Annotated in this window: 16 protein-coding genes; 4 read left to right on the top strand and 12 right to left on the bottom strand. The window is 70.4% G+C overall.

The window, feature by feature from the left end:
• Positions 1–136 precede the first annotated feature (136 nt).
• Genes ACWEMY_RS24425 through ACWEMY_RS24405 form a run of 5 tightly spaced genes read right to left on the bottom strand, consistent with a single transcriptional unit; the run spans position 137 to position 7755 of the window.
• Positions 137–1297 carry an acyl-CoA dehydrogenase family protein gene (locus ACWEMY_RS24425; protein ID WP_375931018.1) on the bottom strand — a complete coding sequence of 387 codons (1161 nt, stop codon included), beginning with the start codon at positions 1295–1297 and terminating at the stop codon, positions 137–139.
• Positions 1294–3288: an acetyl/propionyl/methylcrotonyl-CoA carboxylase subunit alpha gene (locus ACWEMY_RS24420; protein WP_452391885.1), complete on the bottom strand. Its 1995-nt coding sequence runs from the start codon at positions 3286–3288 to the stop codon at positions 1294–1296. Before ACWEMY_RS24420 ends, ACWEMY_RS24425 begins: the two co-directional genes overlap by 4 nt.
• An 8-nt stretch (positions 3289–3296) precedes the next feature.
• Positions 3297–4895 (bottom strand): acyl-CoA carboxylase subunit beta, encoded by a 1599-nt coding sequence (locus ACWEMY_RS24415; protein ID WP_452391884.1) that lies wholly within the window; start codon positions 4893–4895, stop codon positions 3297–3299.
• Positions 4892–6043, bottom strand: a complete 1152-nt coding sequence (locus ACWEMY_RS24410) for an acyl-CoA dehydrogenase family protein (RefSeq protein ID WP_375931027.1) — start codon at positions 6041–6043, stop codon at positions 4892–4894. The genes ACWEMY_RS24415 and ACWEMY_RS24410 overlap by 4 nt, the downstream gene beginning before the upstream one ends.
• Complete coding sequence (locus ACWEMY_RS24405; protein ID WP_452391883.1) at positions 6040–7755, bottom strand: acyclic terpene utilization AtuA family protein; 1716 nt, start codon at positions 7753–7755, stop codon at positions 6040–6042. The genes ACWEMY_RS24410 and ACWEMY_RS24405 overlap by 4 nt, the downstream gene beginning before the upstream one ends.
• Positions 7756–7839: 84 nt before the next feature.
• On the opposite strand from ACWEMY_RS24405, the gene ACWEMY_RS24400 reads away from it, so the two are divergent.
• Complete coding sequence (locus ACWEMY_RS24400) at positions 7840–7992, top strand: hypothetical protein (RefSeq protein ID WP_336087776.1); 153 nt, start codon at positions 7840–7842, stop codon at positions 7990–7992.
• 1 nt (position 7993) lies between these two features.
• Here the strand turns inward: ACWEMY_RS24400 and ACWEMY_RS24395 are convergent, their stop codons facing one another.
• From ACWEMY_RS24395 to thiO, 6 genes are all read right to left on the bottom strand, one after another.
• Positions 7994–8776 carry an adenylate/guanylate cyclase domain-containing protein gene (locus ACWEMY_RS24395; protein WP_452391886.1) on the bottom strand — a complete coding sequence of 261 codons (783 nt, stop codon included), beginning with the start codon at positions 8774–8776 and terminating at the stop codon, positions 7994–7996.
• Between the two features lie 281 nt (positions 8777–9057).
• Positions 9058–9813, bottom strand: a complete 756-nt coding sequence (locus ACWEMY_RS24390; RefSeq protein ID WP_375931033.1) for an ABC transporter permease — start codon at positions 9811–9813, stop codon at positions 9058–9060.
• Positions 9813–10745: an ABC transporter ATP-binding protein gene (locus ACWEMY_RS24385; protein WP_452391882.1), complete on the bottom strand. Its 933-nt coding sequence runs from the start codon at positions 10743–10745 to the stop codon at positions 9813–9815. The genes ACWEMY_RS24390 and ACWEMY_RS24385 overlap by 1 nt, the downstream gene beginning before the upstream one ends.
• 93 nt (positions 10746–10838) lie before the next feature.
• Complete coding sequence (gene thiG, locus ACWEMY_RS24380; RefSeq protein ID WP_452391881.1) at positions 10839–11597, bottom strand: thiazole synthase; 759 nt, start codon at positions 11595–11597, stop codon at positions 10839–10841.
• Positions 11590–11805 carry a sulfur carrier protein ThiS gene (thiS, locus tag ACWEMY_RS24375; RefSeq protein WP_452391880.1) on the bottom strand — a complete coding sequence of 72 codons (216 nt, stop codon included), beginning with the start codon at positions 11803–11805 and terminating at the stop codon, positions 11590–11592. Before thiS ends, thiG begins: the two co-directional genes overlap by 8 nt.
• On the bottom strand, positions 11802–12896 hold the full coding sequence (gene thiO, locus ACWEMY_RS24370) for a glycine oxidase ThiO (RefSeq protein ID WP_452391879.1): 1095 nt from the start codon (positions 12894–12896) through the stop codon (positions 11802–11804). Before thiO ends, thiS begins: the two co-directional genes overlap by 4 nt.
• 79 nt (positions 12897–12975) lie before the next feature.
• On the opposite strand from thiO, the gene thiE reads away from it, so the two are divergent.
• The gene (gene thiE / locus ACWEMY_RS24365; RefSeq protein WP_375931047.1) at positions 12976–13674 is read left to right on the top strand and encodes a thiamine phosphate synthase; all 699 of its coding nucleotides are present in this window, start codon (positions 12976–12978) and stop codon (positions 13672–13674) included.
• Between the two features lie 132 nt (positions 13675–13806).
• Here thiE and ACWEMY_RS24360 read toward each other — a convergent pair whose 3' ends face one another.
• Positions 13807–14442, bottom strand: coding sequence for an NUDIX domain-containing protein (locus tag ACWEMY_RS24360; protein ID WP_452391878.1), 636 nt, complete (start codon positions 14440–14442; stop codon positions 13807–13809).
• A 131-nt stretch (positions 14443–14573) separates the two neighbouring features.
• On the opposite strand from ACWEMY_RS24360, the gene ACWEMY_RS24355 reads away from it, so the two are divergent.
• Together ACWEMY_RS24355 and ACWEMY_RS24350 are read left to right on the top strand one after the other, a co-directional pair.
• The gene (locus ACWEMY_RS24355) at positions 14574–16055 is read left to right on the top strand and encodes a hypothetical protein (RefSeq protein WP_452391877.1); all 1482 of its coding nucleotides are present in this window, start codon (positions 14574–14576) and stop codon (positions 16053–16055) included.
• On the top strand, positions 16052–17014 hold the full coding sequence (locus ACWEMY_RS24350) for a glutamate ABC transporter substrate-binding protein (RefSeq protein WP_375931056.1): 963 nt from the start codon (positions 16052–16054) through the stop codon (positions 17012–17014). Before ACWEMY_RS24355 ends, ACWEMY_RS24350 begins: the two co-directional genes overlap by 4 nt.

Below are 17014 nucleotides of genomic sequence, written 5' to 3'. Positions count from 1 at the left end.
AATCACCGGCCGGGGGGCCAACCCCTCCAACACAATCTACGGAACCGCTGGTTGTTACCCTAACACCACACCGGGGCACTCGTGTACACCGTGGGGCGCCGCGCCCCCCCCCCCCGGGGGGCGCCCGACCGCGGGACTAGTACGAGCGCGGCAGGCCGAGCGAGTGCTGCGAGACGAAGTTCAGGATCATCTCGCGGCTGACCGGGGCGATGCGCATGATGCGCGCCGCCTGCAGCATGGCCGACAGGCCGACCTCCTTGGTCAGGCCGGAGCCGCCGTGGGTCTGGATGGCCTGGTCCAGCGCCTTGATGCTGGCCTCGGCCGCCGCGTACTTGGCCATGTTGGCGGCCTCGGCGGCGCCGAACTCGTCGCCGGAGTCGTAGAGGGTGGCGGCCTTCTGCATCATCAGCTTGGCCAGTTCCAGCTCGATCTTGATCTGCGCCAGCGGATGCGAAATGCCCTGGTGCGCACCGATCGGCGTCTTCCAGACGGTGCGCTCCTTGGCGTATTCCACCGCGCGGTCGATGGCGTAGCGGCCGAGGCCGATGGCCATGGCCGAGCCCATGATGCGCTCGGGGTTCAGGCCGGCGAACAGCTGGGCCAGCGCGGCGTCCTCGGAACCGACGAGGGCGTCGGCGGGCAGGCGCACATCGTCGAAGAACAGGGTGTACTGGTTGTCCGGCTCGATGACGTCCATCTCCTGGACGTTCTTCACCAGGCCGGGCGCGTCCACCGGGACGATGAACAGCGCGGGCTTGAGCTTGCCGGTCTTGTGGTCCTCGGTGCGCGAGACCACCAGGATGGCCTCGGCCTGATCGACACCGGAGATGAAGATCTTGCGGCCGTTGAGGATCCAGTCGCCACCGTCGCGGCGCGCGGTGGTGGTGATCTGGTGCGAGTTGGAGCCCGCGTCGGGCTCGGTGATGGCGAAGACCATCTTGGCCGAGCCGTCGGAGAGCTTGGGCAGCCAGTTCTGCTTCTGCGCGTCGGTGCCGTACTTGGTGATGATGGTGCCGCAGATGGCCGGGGAGACCACCATGAGCAGCAGACCGGCGCCCTGGGCGGAGAGCTCTTCCTGCACCAGCGCCAGCTCGTACATGCCCGCGCCGCCGCCGCCGAACTCCTCGGGCAGGTTCACCCCGAGGAAGCCGAGCTTGCCCGCCTCGTCCCACAGTTCGGTGAGCGGCTCGTTCTTGCGCGAGAGCGGCAGCACGTAGTCGCGGTAGTTGTATTTGGCCGCCAGCGACGCGACCGCCGCCCGCAGCGCGGTCTGCTCGTCGGTTTCGGTGAAGCTCATGCCTGCTCCTGCTCTTCTTCCTCGACCACCGCGAGGACGGTTCCGACCTCGACCTGCTGGCCGACGGTCACATTGAGTGCGCTGAGGACGCCGGTGGCGGGCGCGGCGATGGTGTGTTCCATCTTCATCGCCTCGAGCCACAGGATGGGCTGGCCCTGGGTGACCTGATCGCCCTCGGCGGCCCCGAGCCGGATGACGCTGCCCGGCATGGGCGCCAGCAGCGAACCGGCCGCCACCTGCTCGGACGGGTCGGTGAAGCGCGGCAGCCTGCGCACGGCCACCGGGCCGAGCGGGGAGTCCACCGCGACGAGGTCGCCGTAGCGGGCGATCTCGAACTGCCTGCGCACCGGGCCGCGTTCGCCGGGCACGGCCAGCACCACGCGCTCCGGGGTCGCCGAGATCAGCTCGAGGCCGTCGTGGCCTTCGACCTGCACGCCGTTGCGGGTGAAGCGGTAGCGCACCTCGTGGGTGCCGGAGGTGCGGCTCTCGTAGGACTTGGTCTGCGGCAGCGAGGCCAGGTTGCGCCAGCCACTGGGCGCCAGCCGGGTGAAGCGGCTGGCAGCGTGGTTGGCGGCCGAATCCGCGAGGGCCGCGGCGACGATGGACAGCGCCTCGTCGGCTTCCGAGGCCAGCGGCGCGGACAGCGCGGCCAGGTCGTGGGTGACGAAGAAGGCGGTGTCGGTGTCGCCGGCCAGGAACGCCGGGTGCCGCAGCACCCGCACGAGCAGGTCGCGATTGGTGACCAGGCCGTGGATCTTGGCGCGCTGCAACGCGGTGGCGAGCAGATGCGCTGCCTCCGCGCGGGTTTCGGCGTAGGAGATGACCTTGGCCAGCATCGGGTCGTAGTGCACGCCGACGACCGAGTCGTCCACCACGCCGGTGTCCAGGCGCACGCCCGGCTGCTCCAGCACGGTGAATTCCCCGGCGGTGAACGGGATCTCGATCTTGTGGACCGGGCCGCTCTGCGGCTGCCAGTCGTGTGCCGGGTCCTCGGCGTAGAGACGGACCTCGATCGAGTGGCCGCGCAGGGCGGGCTGGGTGGCGGGCAGCGGCAGACCCGAAGCCACCTGGAGTTGCAGGCGGACCAGGTCGAGACCGGTGGTCTGCTCGGTGACCGGATGTTCCACCTGGAGGCGGGTGTTCATCTCCAGGAAGAAGAAGTCGCCCTTCTCGTCGGCCAGGAACTCGACGGTGCCCGCACCTTCGTAGCCGATGGCCTCGGAGGCCAGGCGCGCGGCCTCGAACAGCCGGTCGCGCATGCCTTCGACCTTCTCGACCAGCGGCGAGGGCGCCTCCTCGACGACCTTCTGATGCCGACGCTGGATCGAGCACTCACGCTCGCCCACGGCCCAGGTCTTGCCGAAAGTGTCCGACATGACCTGCACTTCGATGTGCCGACCGGTCTCGAGGTAGCGCTCACAGAACACCGTCGGGTCACCGAAAGCCGACTCGGCCTCCCGACGGGCCGCCGCGATCTGGTCCTGGAGATCACCCAGCTCGCGCACCACGCGCATACCGCGACCACCGCCACCGGCGGAGGCCTTGATGAGCACGGGCAGGTGCGCCTCGGTGACCTCGGCCGGGTCCAGCTCGGCCAGCACCGGCACGCCCGCGGCGTCCATCATCTTCTTGGACTCCACCTTGGAGCCCATCTGCTCGATGGCCGCGACCGGCGGACCGATCCACACCAGACCAGCGTCGAGCACGGCGCGCGCGAATTCGGCGTTCTCCGAGAGGAATCCGTAGCCAGGGTGGATGGCGTCTGCACCGGCCGACAGCGCGGCCTCGATGATCAGCTCACCGCGCAGGTAGGTCTCGGCGGGGGTGTTGCCGGGCAGCCGGATGGCGGCGTCGGCCTCGGCGACGTGCGGTGCGGCCGCATCGGCGTCGGAGTAGACGGCGGTGGTGCCGATACCCATCCGGCGGCAGGTGGCGAACACGCGACGCGCGATCTCACCACGGTTGGCAACCAGAACATTCGTAATCGCCATGTCGCGCCTCACATTCGGAAGACGCCGAAGCCCTCGGCGCCCTGGATCGGTGCGTTGTGGATGGCCGACAGGGCCATTCCCAGCACGGTGCGGGTGTCACGGGGGTCGATGGTGCCGTCGTCGAAGAGCCTGCCCGACAGGAACATCGGCATGGCCTCGGCCTCGATCTGCGCCTCCACCATGGCGGCCAGCCCGGCGGCGGCCTCCTCGTCGAAGGGCAGGCCCTTGGCCTCGGCGGCGCCGCGCTGCACGATGGTGAGCACGCCACCGAGCTGCGCGCCGCCCATCACGGCGGACTTGGCGCTGGGCCAGGCGAACAGGAAGCGCGGGTTGAACGCGCGCCCGCACATGCCGTAGTGGCCCGCGCCGTAGGAGGCGCCCATGAGCAGCGAGATGTGCGGCACCTTGGAGTTGGCGACCGCGTTGATCATCATCGCGCCGTGCTTGATGATGCCGCCGTGCTCGTACTCCTTACCGACCATGTAGCCGGTGGTGTTGTGCAGGAACAGCAGTGGCGTGTTCTTCTTGTTGGCCAGCTGGATGAACTGGGTGGCCTTCTGCGATTCCTCGGAGAACAGCACACCGCGCGCGTTGGCCAGGATGCCGATCGGGTAGCCGTTGATCTCGGCCCAGCCGGTGACCAGGCTGGAACCGTAGAGCGGCTTGAACTCGTCGAAGTCCGAACCGTCGACGACGCGGGCGATCACCTCGCGCGGGTCGAACGGGATCTTCAGGTCCGAGGGCACGATGCCGAGCAGTTCCTCGGGATCGTAGAGCGGGGAGATGACCTCGGCGCGCGGCTCGGGGCCCTGCTTCTTCCAGTTCAGCCTGCGCACGATATTGCGGCCGATGCGGATGGCGTCCTGCTCGTCGGCGGCCATGTAGTCGGCCAGACCCGAAGTGCGGGCGTGCATCTCGGCGCCGCCGAGGGTCTCGTCGTCGGAGTCCTCACCGGTGGCCATCTTCACCAGCGGCGGGCCAGCCAGGAAGACCTTCGCGCCCTCCTTGACCATCACGACGTAGTCGGACATACCGGGGATGTAGGCGCCACCGGCGGTGGAGTTGCCGAAAACCAGGGAGATGGTGGGGATTCCGGCCGCCGACGCCTGGGTGAGGTCGCGGAACATCGCGCCACCCGGGATGAAGACTTCCTTCTGCGTCGGCAGATCCGCGCCGCCGGACTCCACCAGCGAGATCACCGGCAGCCGGTTCTCCCGCACGATGTCGTTGATGCGCAAGGTCTTCCGCAGCGTCCACGGGTTCGAGGTGCCACCGCGCACGGTCGGGTCGGGGGCGACGATCATGCACTCGATGCCCTCGACGATGCCGATGCCCGCGATGGTGGACGCGCCGACGTGGAAGTCACTGCCCCAGGCGGCGAGCGGGCACAGCTCGAGGAACGGCGAGTCCTCGTCGAGCAGCAGTTCGATGCGCTCGCGGGCGGTCAGCTTGCCGCGCTTGTGATGGCGGGCCACCTTCTCCGGCCCGCCACCGGCGATCGCCTTGGCGAACTCGCCCTCGATCTCGGCGAGCTTGGTGGTCATGGCCTCGGCGGCCGCGGTGTACTCCTCGGACGCGGGGTCGAGGGTGGAACGGAAGGTCGTCATGCTTGGTACCCCAATACTTTCGACGCCAGCATGGTCAGGATCTCGTTGGTGCCACCGCCGATGCCGATGATGCGGATGTCGCGGTAGATGCGCTCCACTTCGGACTCGCGCATGTAGCCCATGCCGCCGTGCAGCTGGACGGCCTGGTTGGCGACCCATTCGACGGTCTCGACGGCGGTGTTCTTGGCGAAGCAGACCTCGGCGATCAGGCCCTGCTCCCCGTTGTCCACGCGCTCGACCAGCGAGCGGGTGTAGACGCGGGCCAGGTCGACGCGCCGGGCCATCTCGGTGAGCGTCATCTGGACCGACTGGCGGCTGATCAGCGGGCGGCCGAAAGTCTCACGGTTGCGGCACCATTCGAGGGTGAGGTCGAGGGCGCGCTGAGCCATCGAGTACGCCTGCACCGCCAGGCCGACCCGCTCGCTGACGAACGCGTTGGCGATCTGGGCGAAGCCGGAGTTCTCCGCGCCGACCAGGTTCGAGGCGGGCACCCGCACATCGGTGAACGACAGCTCGCCGGTGTCGGAGGCCAGCCAGCCCATCTTCTCCAGCTTGCGGGTCACCTCGAAACCCGGTGTGTCGGTGGGCACGATGATCAGCGAGACACCCGCCGCGCCCGGCCCGCCGGTGCGCACCGCGGTGACGATGAAGTCGGCGCGACAGGCGGAGGTGATGAAGGTCTTGGCGCCGTTGATGACGAAGTCGTCGCCGTCGCGCACCGCCGAGGTGGTGAGGTGGCCGACATCGGAGCCGCCGCCGGGTTCGGTGATGGCCAGCGAGCCGATGAGGTCACCGGCCAGGGTCGGCTTGACCCACTTCTCGATCTGCTCCTCGTTGCCCGAGGCGATGATGTGCGGCAACGAGATCCCGCAGGTGAACAGCGAGGCCCACAGACCACCGGAGGCGCCTGCGAGGTGCAGTTCCTCGCTGAGCACCACGCCGTCGATGGCGGAACCGCCCTCGCCACCGGCGAATTCGGGGTACTCGATGCCGAGCAGGCCGAGTTCACCGGCCTTCTTGTGCAGTTCGCGCGGGATCAGGCCCTCGCGCTCCCAGGTGTCGAGGTCGGGCAGGATCTCCCGCTCGACGAACCCGCGCACGGTGGCGCGCAGTTCTTTACGTTCCGGGGTGTCCCAAACTGATGTCATGCGAGCAGCTCCGTCGGCATCTCTACGTGGCGGGAGCGCAGCCATTCGCCGAGCCCCTTGGCCTGCGGGTCGAAACGCGCCTGGTAGGCGACGCCCTTGCCGAGCAGGCCGGAAATGATGAAGTTGACCGCGCGCAGGTTCGGCAGCACGGTGCGGGTGACGGTCAGCGGGGCCGTCTCGGGCAGCAGTTCCTTCAGCTTCTCCACCGTGAGGGTGTGCACGAGCCACTGCCACTGCGCGTCGGTGCGCACCCAGACGCCGATATTGGCGTCGCCGCCCTTGTCGCCGCTGCGGGCCAGCGCGATGGCGCCCAGCGGCACCCGGGTGGTCTCCGACGGCGCGGGGGCGGCGGGCAGCTCGGGTTCCGGAACCGGCTCGAGCACAGTGGTTTCGGTGGCGGGCGCGATATCGACGCGGGTGCCGTCGGCCAGCACGGCCACGTGCGGCACCTCGTGCGCGTCGACGAAGCCGGGGGTGAACACGCCGTAGGGCGAGCCCGCGCCGGGCAGCGCGGTGAAGCTGGCGCCCGGGTAGCTGGCCAGCGCCAATTCCACGGCGACACTGGAGAATCCGCGACCGACTTTGTTCGGGTCGGGATCGCGCACCACGCAGCGCAGCAGCGCGCTGGCCTGCTCCTCGGTCTCGGCATCGGGACGATCCAGCCGGGCCAGGGTCCAGGTGAGCTCGGCGGGCCTGTCCGGCAGCCAGGACTCCAGCTGACGCTGGGCCAGCTCGGCCTTGGCCTCGATGTCGAGGCCGGTGAGGATGAACGACATCTCGTTGCGGAAGCCGCCGAGAGTATTGAGCGAGACCTTGAGCTGCGGCGGCGGGGCCTCGCCGGTGACACCGCTGATCAGCACCCGATCCGGGCCCTCCTGGCTCAGGGTGATGCTGTCGAGGCGGGTGGTGACGTCGGGCCCGGCGTAGCGGGCGCCCTGGATCTCGTACATGAGCTGGGCTTCGACCGTGTCGACGGTGACCGCGCCGCCGGTGCCCTCGTGCTTGGTGATCACACTCGAACCGTCGCGACGGATCTCGGCGATCGGGAAGCCCGGGCGGCCCAGATCGCCGAGCTCGGTGAAGAAGGCGAAGTTGCCTCCGGTGGCCTGGGTGGAGCACTCGATCACGTGCCCGGCGGCGACCGCACCGGCGAGCGCGTCGTAATCTGTACGGTCCCAGCCGAAGTGGGCGGCGGCCGGGCCGACGATGACCGACGCGTCGGTGACCCGCCCGGTGACGACGATGTCGGCGCCGGAGTTCAGGCACTCGACGATGCCCCACGCACCGAGGTAGGCGTTGGCCGTGAGCGGCTGACCGAGATCGAGCTCGGCGGCACGGCCGACCAGGTCGTCACCCTCGACGTAGGCGATCTCGGCGTCGAGGCCGAGATCGGCGGCGACCTTGCGCAGCCGCTGCGCCAGCCCGGCCGGGTTGAGGCCGCCCGCGTTGGTGACGATCTGGACCTTGCGCTCGAGCGCGAGGCCAAGGCAGTCCTCGATCTGCTTGACGAAGGTCTTGGCGTAGCCGAGGCTCGGGTCCTTCATCCGGTCGCGGCCGAGGATGAGCATGGTGAGTTCGGCGAGGTAGTCGCCGGTCAGCACGTCGAGCTGCCCACCTTCGAGCATCTCGTGCATGGCGCCGAGCCGGTCACCGTAGAAGCCGGAGCAGTTGCCGATACGGATCAGCTCCGGGTCGGCCGAGAGTGGACTCATGCGAACCAGGATCACATCGGTTCAGAAAAAAAGCAAGCAAGCGTGCTTGTTAATTGCGGGCAATCGACCAGGCAAGATGGGAGCATGTCCAACTCCACTGCGGTGATCCTGCTCTTCGCCCTCACCGGCTTCCTGCTGGGCGGCGCCTACACCACCTGGAAGACCAACCGCCAGCTCTCGATCGCCCTGCTCGTGGCCGCGGCCATGGCGGCCGTCGGCGCGGTGCTGTGGTTGTGACTCAGGGGGCGCTGAGTTTGAAGATGCGCACGTCCTCGGGCACGCCGTTGAGGGGTGCCGCCCAGAAGTTGCGTTTGTAGGGCTTGACGGTGGCGCCCAGCTCGGCGAGGGTTTCCGGGCGCAGCGCCGCCAGGGTGGTGCTGGACAGCATCATGTTGCCGTTGCCGCCCGCCTCCATCATCCTGGCGGCGATATTGACATCGACGCCGAGCCAGTCGCCGCCGATCTCGCGCGGGGAGCCGGTGTGCAGGCCCACCCGCATGCGGGGCTTGTAGCCCTCGACCTCGACCTGGGCGAGATTGCGCCGGGCCGCCAGCGCCGCGCGCACCGCGCGGTCGGGTGAGGAGAACACCGCCATCAGGCCGTCGCCCATGCGCTTGACCACCTGACCGCCCCGCTCGGCGATCGGCGGCTCGATCGCCCTGGCGACCTTGCGCAGCAGCTCGAGCGTGCGTTCGTCGCCCGCGGCGAGCGACCAGCTGGAGAAGGAGACCAGGTCGGTGAACACGATGGTCACCTCCTCGGTGCCGCGACCACGGCCGATCCGCTCCAGCGCCGCCTGCCAGACCTGCAGGGCGCCGAAACCGATCTCCCTGGCCGCGGTGGGGGTGCCGCCGACGATCTTGTCCGCGACCCGGGCCACCGCCCTGGCCCCGCCGGGCCCGGAGACCGAGAGCGGATCGCCGAAGGCCGGGTCTCCGGGCAGCTGCTGACGGGCCCGGCGCACGGCGCCGATGACATCGGCGCGCCGGTTGGCGGCCTGCAGTTTCGAGGAGATCTGCACGCGCTTGCGAGCGGCCCGCGCGGCGTCGGCGCCTGCCGCGGGCAGTGTCTCGTCGGTCTCGATCGGCTCCAACGGGATGACCACCTCCGGGACCTTGTCGTGCGGTCGCGGATCCGCCCCGCCAGAAGGCGTTTCACTCACGCCACGAGGGTATCTCACCCGACGACAACCGCCGGTCCGCTGTTTGTGACCAGCGGACCGGCGATCGTGCCTCCGACGGCCGGGCAGCGGCCGTCGGAGGGAAGCCCGGGCCGTTGCGAGGGCCGCCCGGGCTTGTCCTGTCAGGCGTCGCGCTGGTTGACGACCACCAGGGCCGCACCGAACACGATCGCCACGAACACGGTGAAGTAGATCAGGCTGCCCCACACGCCCCAGTGCCAGTTGCCGGACACTTCCTCGGCGGTCAGGAAGCGGTTGATGTTGGCGAAGGGCAAGAACGGGGTGACGTTGCGGCCGAAGCTGCCGAAGGCTCCGAGCAGGCTCTCGATGAGCAGCGGCCAGAGCACGATCAGCGAGATGGCCGCGGCCGACTGCCGGACCAGCACACCGACACCGATCGCCAGGATCGCCCCGAGCAGGGCGTAGATCGGAATGCCGTAGATCTCGCGCCAGTTGCCTTCGAGCACCAGGCCGGGGGCGTCGTCACCGACGATCAGCTTGGCCACCACGAAGGCGACCAACGCCAGCACACCGGTCAGCACGGCGGCGTACACGCCGACCAGACCGGCCTTGGACGAGATCACCTTCGACCGGTTCGGTACCGCGAGGAAGCTGGATCGGATGACGCCGAAGCGGTATTCGCTGGTGACCGTCAGCGCGGCCATGATCATCAGGACCATCACGCCGAAGCCGGTCACGCCGGATGCGGCCAGTGCCGGGGTGAGCGGCGGCGGGCCCTGCCCCGGCTCGGCGTCGATATTGGTGATCAGCGACATCAGCACGGCGAAGCCGATGCTGAGCAGCACCACCACCGCCGAGCACCACCAGGGCGAGCGGGTCGAGGTGAGCTTGATTCGTTCCGCAGCGAGCACGCCCATCAGAGCGCACCTCCCATCACCTGGTCGAGACCTTCGCCGTGGTATTCCACCGCGCCGCCGGTCATCCGCATGAACGCTTCCTCGAGCGAGGCCTGCTGCGGCGCGAGCTCGTAGAGCGTGACGTTGTTGGTGCCTGCCACCTTGCCGACCTCGTCGCTGGATACGCCCGCGACGATCAGCGCGTTGTCGCCCTCCTCGCGCACGGTCATGCCGTGCGAGGTGAGCAGGCTGCGCAGCTGGTCGAGCTGCGGGCTGCGCACGCGCACCGACTGCTCGGAGGCGCGCTCGATGAAGTCCTTGGTGGTGGTGTCGGCGATGAGCTGACCCCGGCCGATGACGATCAGGTGCTCGGCGGTCTGGGCCATCTCCGAGAGCAGGTGACTCGACACCAGCACCGTGCGGCCCTCACCGGCCAGGCGCTGCATGAACCGGCGGATCCACAGGATGCCCTCCGGGTCCAGGCCGTTGACCGGCTCGTCGAACAGCAGCACCTTCGGGTCGCCCAGCAGCGCGCCGGCCAGGCCGAGGCGCTGCGACATACCCAGCGAGAACCCGCCCGCGTTCTTGTTGGCGACCTCGGAGAGGCCGACCAGCCGCAGCACCTCTTCCACCCGGGACTTGGGCAGGTCGTTGGCGGCGGCCAGCCACTCCAGGTGCGCGCGCGCCGACCGGTTCGGATGCACCCACTTGGCGTCCAGGAGCGCGCCGACCTGGGTCAGCGGGCGTTCCAGGTCCTGGTAGTGCTTGCCGCCGATCAGCGCGGTGCCCGAGGTGGGCTTGTCCAGCCCCAGGATCATCCGCATGGTCGTCGATTTGCCGGCACCGTTGGGTCCGAGGAACCCGGTCACCAGTCCAGGCTGGACGGTGAACGAGAGGTCCTGCACCGCGACGGTCTGGCCGAATTGCTTCGTCAGGCCCTTCAGCTCGATCATGTGCCTCAGCTTGCCGGACGAAGGTGGCGAGCGCGTCGCCGTGAGGTCGCGAGTCGGGTCATCCTCGAGGATGACCCGACCCCGAGACGGGGACTACCTGGCTGGGGAGGAAGCCTGAGCCCAGAAACGCTTGGGGATGCGACCGGCCTGCCGGGCCAGATACCCGGCCCGCACGCCCGCGGCCATCGCCTCGGCCATCAGCCGGGGTTCGCGCGCCCTGGTCACCGCGGTGGCCAGCAGGACCGCCGAGCAGCCCAGTTCCATGGCCAGCGCGGCATCGCTGGCGGTGCCGATGCCCGCGTCCAGGATCACCGGCACGTTCGCGGCGCCGACGATCATCTCGATGTTGTGCGGGTTGCCGATACCCATTCCGGTGCCGATCGGCGAGCCCAGCGGCATCACCGCCGCGCAGCCCGCCTCCTCCAGCCTGCGGGCCAGGATCGGGTCGTCGGTGGTGTAGGGCAGCACCACGAAACCGTCGTCGACCAGCTGTTCGGCGGCGTCGAGCAGCTCGATCGGGTCGGGCAGCAGGGTGCGGTCGTCGGCGACGACCTCGAGCTTGACCCAGTTGGTCTCGAGCGCCTCGCGGGCCAGCTGCGCGGTGAGCACAGCCTCGGCGGCGGTGCGACACCCCGCGGTATTCGGCAGCGGGGTGATGTCGAGGCGCTTCAGCAGATCGAGCACGCCGGTGCCGCCCGCGGCGTCGACGCGGCGCATGGCGACGGTGGTCAGCTCGGTCCCCGAGGCGACCAGCGCCTCCTCCAGGACGGCGAGATTCTCGGCACCGCCGGTGCCCATGATCAGGCGCGAGCCGAACTCCTTGTCGGCGATGCGCAAACCCTGCTCAGCCACCCTGGACCGCCGTCAGGACCTCGATGTTCCAGCCGCGCCCGACCGGCTCGTCCCAGCGCGACTTCGGGTAGACCGCGCCGTCGACGGCCACGGCGACGCCCTGGCAGGGCAGCTCGAGCCGGGTCAGCAGTTCACGAATGCTGAGCGGCTCGGCGAACTCGTGATCGGCACCGTTGACGGTGATTCCGATCGGGATGGTCGAGGTCATCGAACTCCTCCTGGGGACGACAGCGAAGGCATCGGGGATGCCGGAAAACGGTGGGGGGACACGGCTTCGGCGACGGCGGGGGTCTCACCCGCGAGCAGCGCGGGCACCAGGTCCGCGGTGATCGCCAGGGTGAGCATGCCGTTGCGGCCGTGTCCGGTGGCGGCGACGACCCGCTCGTCGAGCGCGCCGAGCAGGGGCAGGTTGTCCGGGGTCGAGGGACGCGAGCCCGCGTTCGCTTCCGCCAGTTCGTATTCGGCGATACCGGGCAGGATGGTCTCGGCATCGGCGAGCAGGTCGCGGACGCCACCGACGGTGACGGTGGTGTCGTGACCGGCTTCGTATTGTGTTGCGCCCAGGACGATTCCGTCCGCACGCGGGACCAGGTAGACCTGCCTGCCGTGCACCCTGGCCCGGATGACGCGACGCGGCGGCGGACTCACCCCGGGGCGGTGCCGCAACCGCAGGATCTCCCCCTTCACCGGCCGCACCGGCAGGCCGGGCCACAGATCCGCCGAGTGCGCGCCGGCGGCGAGCACCACGCGGTCGTGTGGCAGATCGTCCAGCGCGGCAACGGTTTCGGTGCGGATCTCGACACCGGAGGCCGAACACGCCGCCAGCAGCGCGCGCAGCACCCGGCGATTGTCGATGGCGGGTTCGGTGGTGGCGAGCAGGCCCGCGCGCACGGTGCGGGACAGGGTGGGTTCGATGGCGCGGACCCCGGCGCGGTCGAGCACCCGCAGGTCGTGGCCGAAGCCGGCCAGCCAGTCGGCGACGGTGCGCAGGTCGGTGACGTCGGCGGCGTCCAGGGCGACGGTCAGGGTCTCCTCGGCGACGAAGACCGGGTCACCGGTGACCGCGCGCAGCTGTTCGGCGAAGGCGGGCCAGGCAGCCAGGGCGGCCGCGCCGAAGGCGAGCACCCGGTCCTCCCCCGGCCAGCCCTCCGACAGCGGCGCGAGCATGCCGCCTGCGACATAGGACGCGCCGGAACCGGGGGCCGGATCGAAGACGGTGACCGTCCAGCCGGCCCGCGCGGCCTGCCAGGCGACGGCGAGTCCGACGGCGCCGCCGCCAACGACCGCCAGAGTCCGCATCACGTTCCACCTGTCTTTTTCCGCCTGTCGCCCGCCATGGCGTTCGCATCCCCACGGTAGCGCGACTACCGTCGACACCGTGCAGCCCTCCCATCCGAATCGTTCCGTCCCGCCCAGGGAGCGCCTGTCGAGCGCACTGCTGTATCTGTGCACCGACGCGCGCCGGGAAAAGGGTGATCTGGCCAGGTTCGTCGACGCCGCGCTCGCCGGTGGCGTCGACATCGTCCAGTTGCGTGACAAGGGCTCGCCCGGTGAGGCCGAGTTCGGCCCGCTCGAGGCCAAGGCCGAGCTGGGCGCGCTGGCCGAGATCAAGGCCGCGACCAGGCGCCACGGTGCGCTGCTCGCGGTGAACGACCGCGCCGACATCGCGCTGGCCGCGGGCGCCGACGTGCTGCATCTGGGCCAGGGCGACCTGCCACCCGCCTACGCGCGGCGCATCCTGGGCCCCGATGTGGTGATCGGGCGGTCCACCCACAACCGCAATCAGGCGGGCATCGCGGCCATCGACGGCCATCTCGACTACTTCTGCACCGGTCCGATCTGGACCACCCCCACCAAGCCGGGCCGTCAGGCGGCGGGGGTCGACTTCATCCGCTCCACGGCCGACGCGCACCCGACGCTGCCCTGGTTCGCCATCGGCGGGGTCGACCTCGCGCGGCTGCCGGAGGTTCTGGAAGCGGGCGCCCGCCGCGTCGTCGTGGTGCGAGCGATCACCGAAGCCGCCGATCCCGAAACGGCCGCTCGCGAACTCAAGACCGCGCTGCTCGCCGCGAACTGACCGCGTTCGCCGAGCGGCCGCGACGCCGCGTCGTGACCCGCGGACCGGGGCATCGAACTCGAGGCCGGAGATCGCGCCGCGTGGCGGTCATCTCCCGGCTGGACCGCCCGGCCGCGAGGGTTGGTCAGGACCTCAGGACAGGATGTCCGCGCGGGTCAGCAGTGGGCCCGTGGCCGGGTCGGCGTCGAGGACGACCTCGTCGCCGGGGCCGCCGGTGCTCGCGTGCAGCCAGTAGAAGCCCTGGTCGGCGAGGTCGATGGTGCGCGGCAGGGCGGCGGCGAGTTCGTCGTCGGGGGATTCCACACGCAGCGGGACCGCGCGCAGAGTGCGCCAGGCTTCGGCGAACCCGGGGTGCAGCGGACGGTCGGTGACCTCGTTCTCCGGGACCCAGGCGAGTTCGTCGCTCTCCTTGTTGGCGACGGTGGCCAGCGGTGACGCGGCGTCGGCGACGACGGTGACGTAGGTCCAGCCGCTCGGGGCGGTCATCGTGAGCCGCTGGGCGCGCACCCGCAGCAGGTCGGCGGTGATACCGGCTTCCTCCTCGGCCTCGCGGACCGCGGCGTGCTCGGCCGACTCGTGCGAGTCCCTGGCGCCGCCGGGAATCGCCCACGTGCCGCCCTGATGACTCCACGGCGCGCGATGCTGCAGCAGCACCGCCGACCCACCGGCAGGCAGCGGCGCGCGCAACAGCAGCCCGGCCGCGCCGAAGCGGCCCCAATGCCGCACCCCGCCCGGACTGTTCGACCAGCCGTCACCGTCACCGCGCATAAGTCACTACTCTCTGTCCGTGGCAGCCGATCAGCAACCGCTTCGGGGGTGTCTGAGAGGCTGCGCCGCCGGTAGGACAACAATAAACTCCGCTATAGCAACGGTGCGCGGACAAGTCGGGGAGGTGAACGGTGGTCGAACCGGGGAACCGCACTGCCTCGACCGAGGTGGCGGCCGTACGTTCGGGCCCGTCATCGCAGGCCGGAGCGGGTACGACGTCCGCGAAGGAGCCCGCCGCGGCCGGTTCCGGTGGCAGGCGCGCGGCGCTGCGCCGCCCGGCCATCGTCACCGAGCGACCGCCCGTGCCCGACGTCGCGGCCCTGCGCGCGCAGTTCCATCCGGACCGGATGCGCGGCTTCGTGCGGTCCTCGCCGGGCCGTCTGGTGGCCGCCGGACTGGTGTTGATGGCGCTGTGCGTGACCGCGGGCTCGGTGACTTCCACCATCGTGCGCGACCGCCAGCAAGCTCTGGGCGTACTGCTCGACGACACCGAACCCGACGCCCACTCGGCCAACCACCTCTACACCTCGCTCTCGATCGCCGACGCCGCCGCGGGCACCGCGTTCATCGCCGGTGGCCTGGAACCGCAGGCGGTGCGCGACCGCTACACCCAGGCCGTCGGTGAGGCCGCGGCCGAGTTGGTCACCCAGGCCGGGCACATCTCCGCCGAGGAGGCGGCCGACCCGAGCGGCACCGACCGCCGCCTGCGCACCGGCATCGCCACCGGCCTGCCCGTCTACACCGGCCTGATCGAGACCGCGCGCGCCAACAACCGCAACGGCTACCCGGTCGGCGCGGCCTACCTCAGCGAGGCCTCGCATCAGATGCAGACCACACTGCTGCCGATGGCCGAGGAACTCGAGAGTCATCGCATGGACGCGGTGACCGCGGCCCAGCACCGGCACGTGCAGCCCCCGTGGCCCGCGATCGTGCTGCTGATGCTCGCCCTGGGCGCCCTGATCTGGGTACAGGTGGAGCTGGCCCGCCGATCGCGGCGCTTCTTCAACATGGGCCTGCTGCTGGGCACCGCCGCGCTCGCGCTGACACTGCTGTGGACAGTGGCGGCGGGTTCGCTGTCGGCGGTGGCGATGATCCGCTGCCGGGACGAGGGCGCCGTTCCCGCGGCGCGGCTGGCCGAGAGCCGGATCCTGGTGCAGCAGGCCAGATCCGCGGAGATGGTGAAGCTGGTGCGCCGCGACGCGACCGGCGACTACGACCGCACCTTCGAGGTCAACGCCACCCGCCTGATCGAACTGCTCGACGGCTACCCCGCCGACGCCCCCGCCCGCACCGAGGTCGCCGACGCCCGCGCCGCGCTCACCCGCTGGCAGTCCGCGCACGACCGGATGAACGACACCCTCGAACGCGGCGATTTCGCCGGCGCGGCCGCGGTCGCCACCGGACCCGGTGCCGCCGACGCCACCGCCCAGGTCGACGCGCTCGACCGCGCGCTCGACGAAGCCTCGGCCGCGACCCGGAACACCCTGCGCTCCAAGGTCTCCCAGGCCATCGACGTGCTCTCCTTCCTGAGCCCCGGCGCGCTGGTCCTCGGCATCGCGGCCGCCGTCGGCGTGGGTCTGGGCCTGTGGCCGCGACTGCGGGAGTACCGATGAGGCGGGCACGCGTCTGGACGACGCTGCTGCTGGCGACGGCGGCGCTGATCGGTGGCTGCTCCGACAGCACCCCGGCACCCGACGAACGCGGCGTGTACTCCGAACCGCCGTTGCCCGCCAAGGCGATTCCGGTCGGCACCGACACCCCGGTCCCGCCGCGCGGTGGCGAACAGTGCGGCGACCCCACCGCCAGCCTGCGCCCCAGCACCGCGAGCGGACCCACCATCGCGGCCATCCGCGCCCGCGGCAGGCTGGTGGTCGGCTTGGACGCGGGCAGCAATCTGTTCAGCTTCCGCGATCCGCTGACCGGCCGCATCGTCGGCTTCGACGCCGACATCGCCCGCGAGATCGCCCGCGATCTGCTCGGCGACCCGGACCTGATCGAATACCGCAGTCTCGCTTCGGAAGAGCGCGAACGCGCCCTGCAGGATCACACCGTCGACCTGATCGCCAAGACCATGACGATCACCTGCGAGCGCCGCCAGCGCGTCGCGTTCTCCACGGTGTACCTGCGCGCCGATCAGCGGGTGCTGGCGGTGAAGAACTCCGGCATCAACGGCCTGGCCGACCTGGCGGGCAAGCGGGTCTGCGTGGCGCGCGGCACCACCTCGCTCGACCACATCCGCCGCGACCAGCCCGCCGCCACCATCCTCACCGTCCCCACCTGGGCCGACTGCCTGGTGGTGCTGCAACAGCGCCAGGTCGACGCCGTGAGCACCGACGACTCCATCCTGGCCGGGCTGGCCGCGCAGGACCCCTACACCGAGGTGGTCGGCGGCAGCATCAGCGCCGAGCCGTACGGGATCGGCATCCCCAAGGGCGACGACGACCTGGTGCGCTTCGTCAACGCCACGCTCGAGCGCATCCGCAACGACGGCACCTGGACGCGCATCCACCGGCGCTGGCTCGCCTCCCTCGGCGACCCGCCGACCCCACCCGCCCCCACGTACCAGGACTGA

It is taken from the genome of Nocardia sp. NPDC004415 (assembly GCF_053602435.1).
This window is presented reverse-complemented; position numbering and strand designations above follow the sequence as displayed.

Bases quoted from the DNA above. Each gene is read 5' to 3' on its own strand.
- ACWEMY_RS24425 (WP_375931018.1), bottom strand. From the start codon at position 1,297: ATGAGCTTCACCGAAACCGACGAGCAGACCGCGCTGCGGGCGGCGGTC.
- ACWEMY_RS24420 (WP_452391885.1), bottom strand. From the start codon at position 3,288: ATGGCGATTACGAATGTTCTGGTTGCCAACCGTGGTGAGATCGCGCGT.
- ACWEMY_RS24415 (WP_452391884.1), bottom strand. From the start codon at position 4,895: ATGACGACCTTCCGTTCCACCCTCGACCCCGCGTCCGAGGAGTACACC.
- ACWEMY_RS24410 (WP_375931027.1), bottom strand. From the start codon at position 6,043: ATGACATCAGTTTGGGACACCCCGGAACGTAAAGAACTGCGCGCCACC.
- ACWEMY_RS24405 (WP_452391883.1), bottom strand. From the start codon at position 7,755: ATGAGTCCACTCTCGGCCGACCCGGAGCTGATCCGTATCGGCAACTGC.
- ACWEMY_RS24400 (WP_336087776.1), top strand. From the start codon at position 7,840: ATGTCCAACTCCACTGCGGTGATCCTGCTCTTCGCCCTCACCGGCTTC.
- ACWEMY_RS24390 (WP_375931033.1), bottom strand. From the start codon at position 9,813: ATGGGCGTGCTCGCTGCGGAACGAATCAAGCTCACCTCGACCCGCTCG.
- ACWEMY_RS24385 (WP_452391882.1), bottom strand. From the start codon at position 10,745: ATGATCGAGCTGAAGGGCCTGACGAAGCAATTCGGCCAGACCGTCGCG.
- thiS (WP_452391880.1), bottom strand. From the start codon at position 11,805: ATGACCTCGACCATCCCGATCGGAATCACCGTCAACGGTGCCGATCAC.
- thiO (WP_452391879.1), bottom strand. From the start codon at position 12,896: ATGCGGACTCTGGCGGTCGTTGGCGGCGGCGCCGTCGGACTCGCCGTC.
- ACWEMY_RS24360 (WP_452391878.1), bottom strand. From the start codon at position 14,442: ATGCGCGGTGACGGTGACGGCTGGTCGAACAGTCCGGGCGGGGTGCGG.
- ACWEMY_RS24350 (WP_375931056.1), top strand. From the start codon at position 16,052: ATGAGGCGGGCACGCGTCTGGACGACGCTGCTGCTGGCGACGGCGGCG.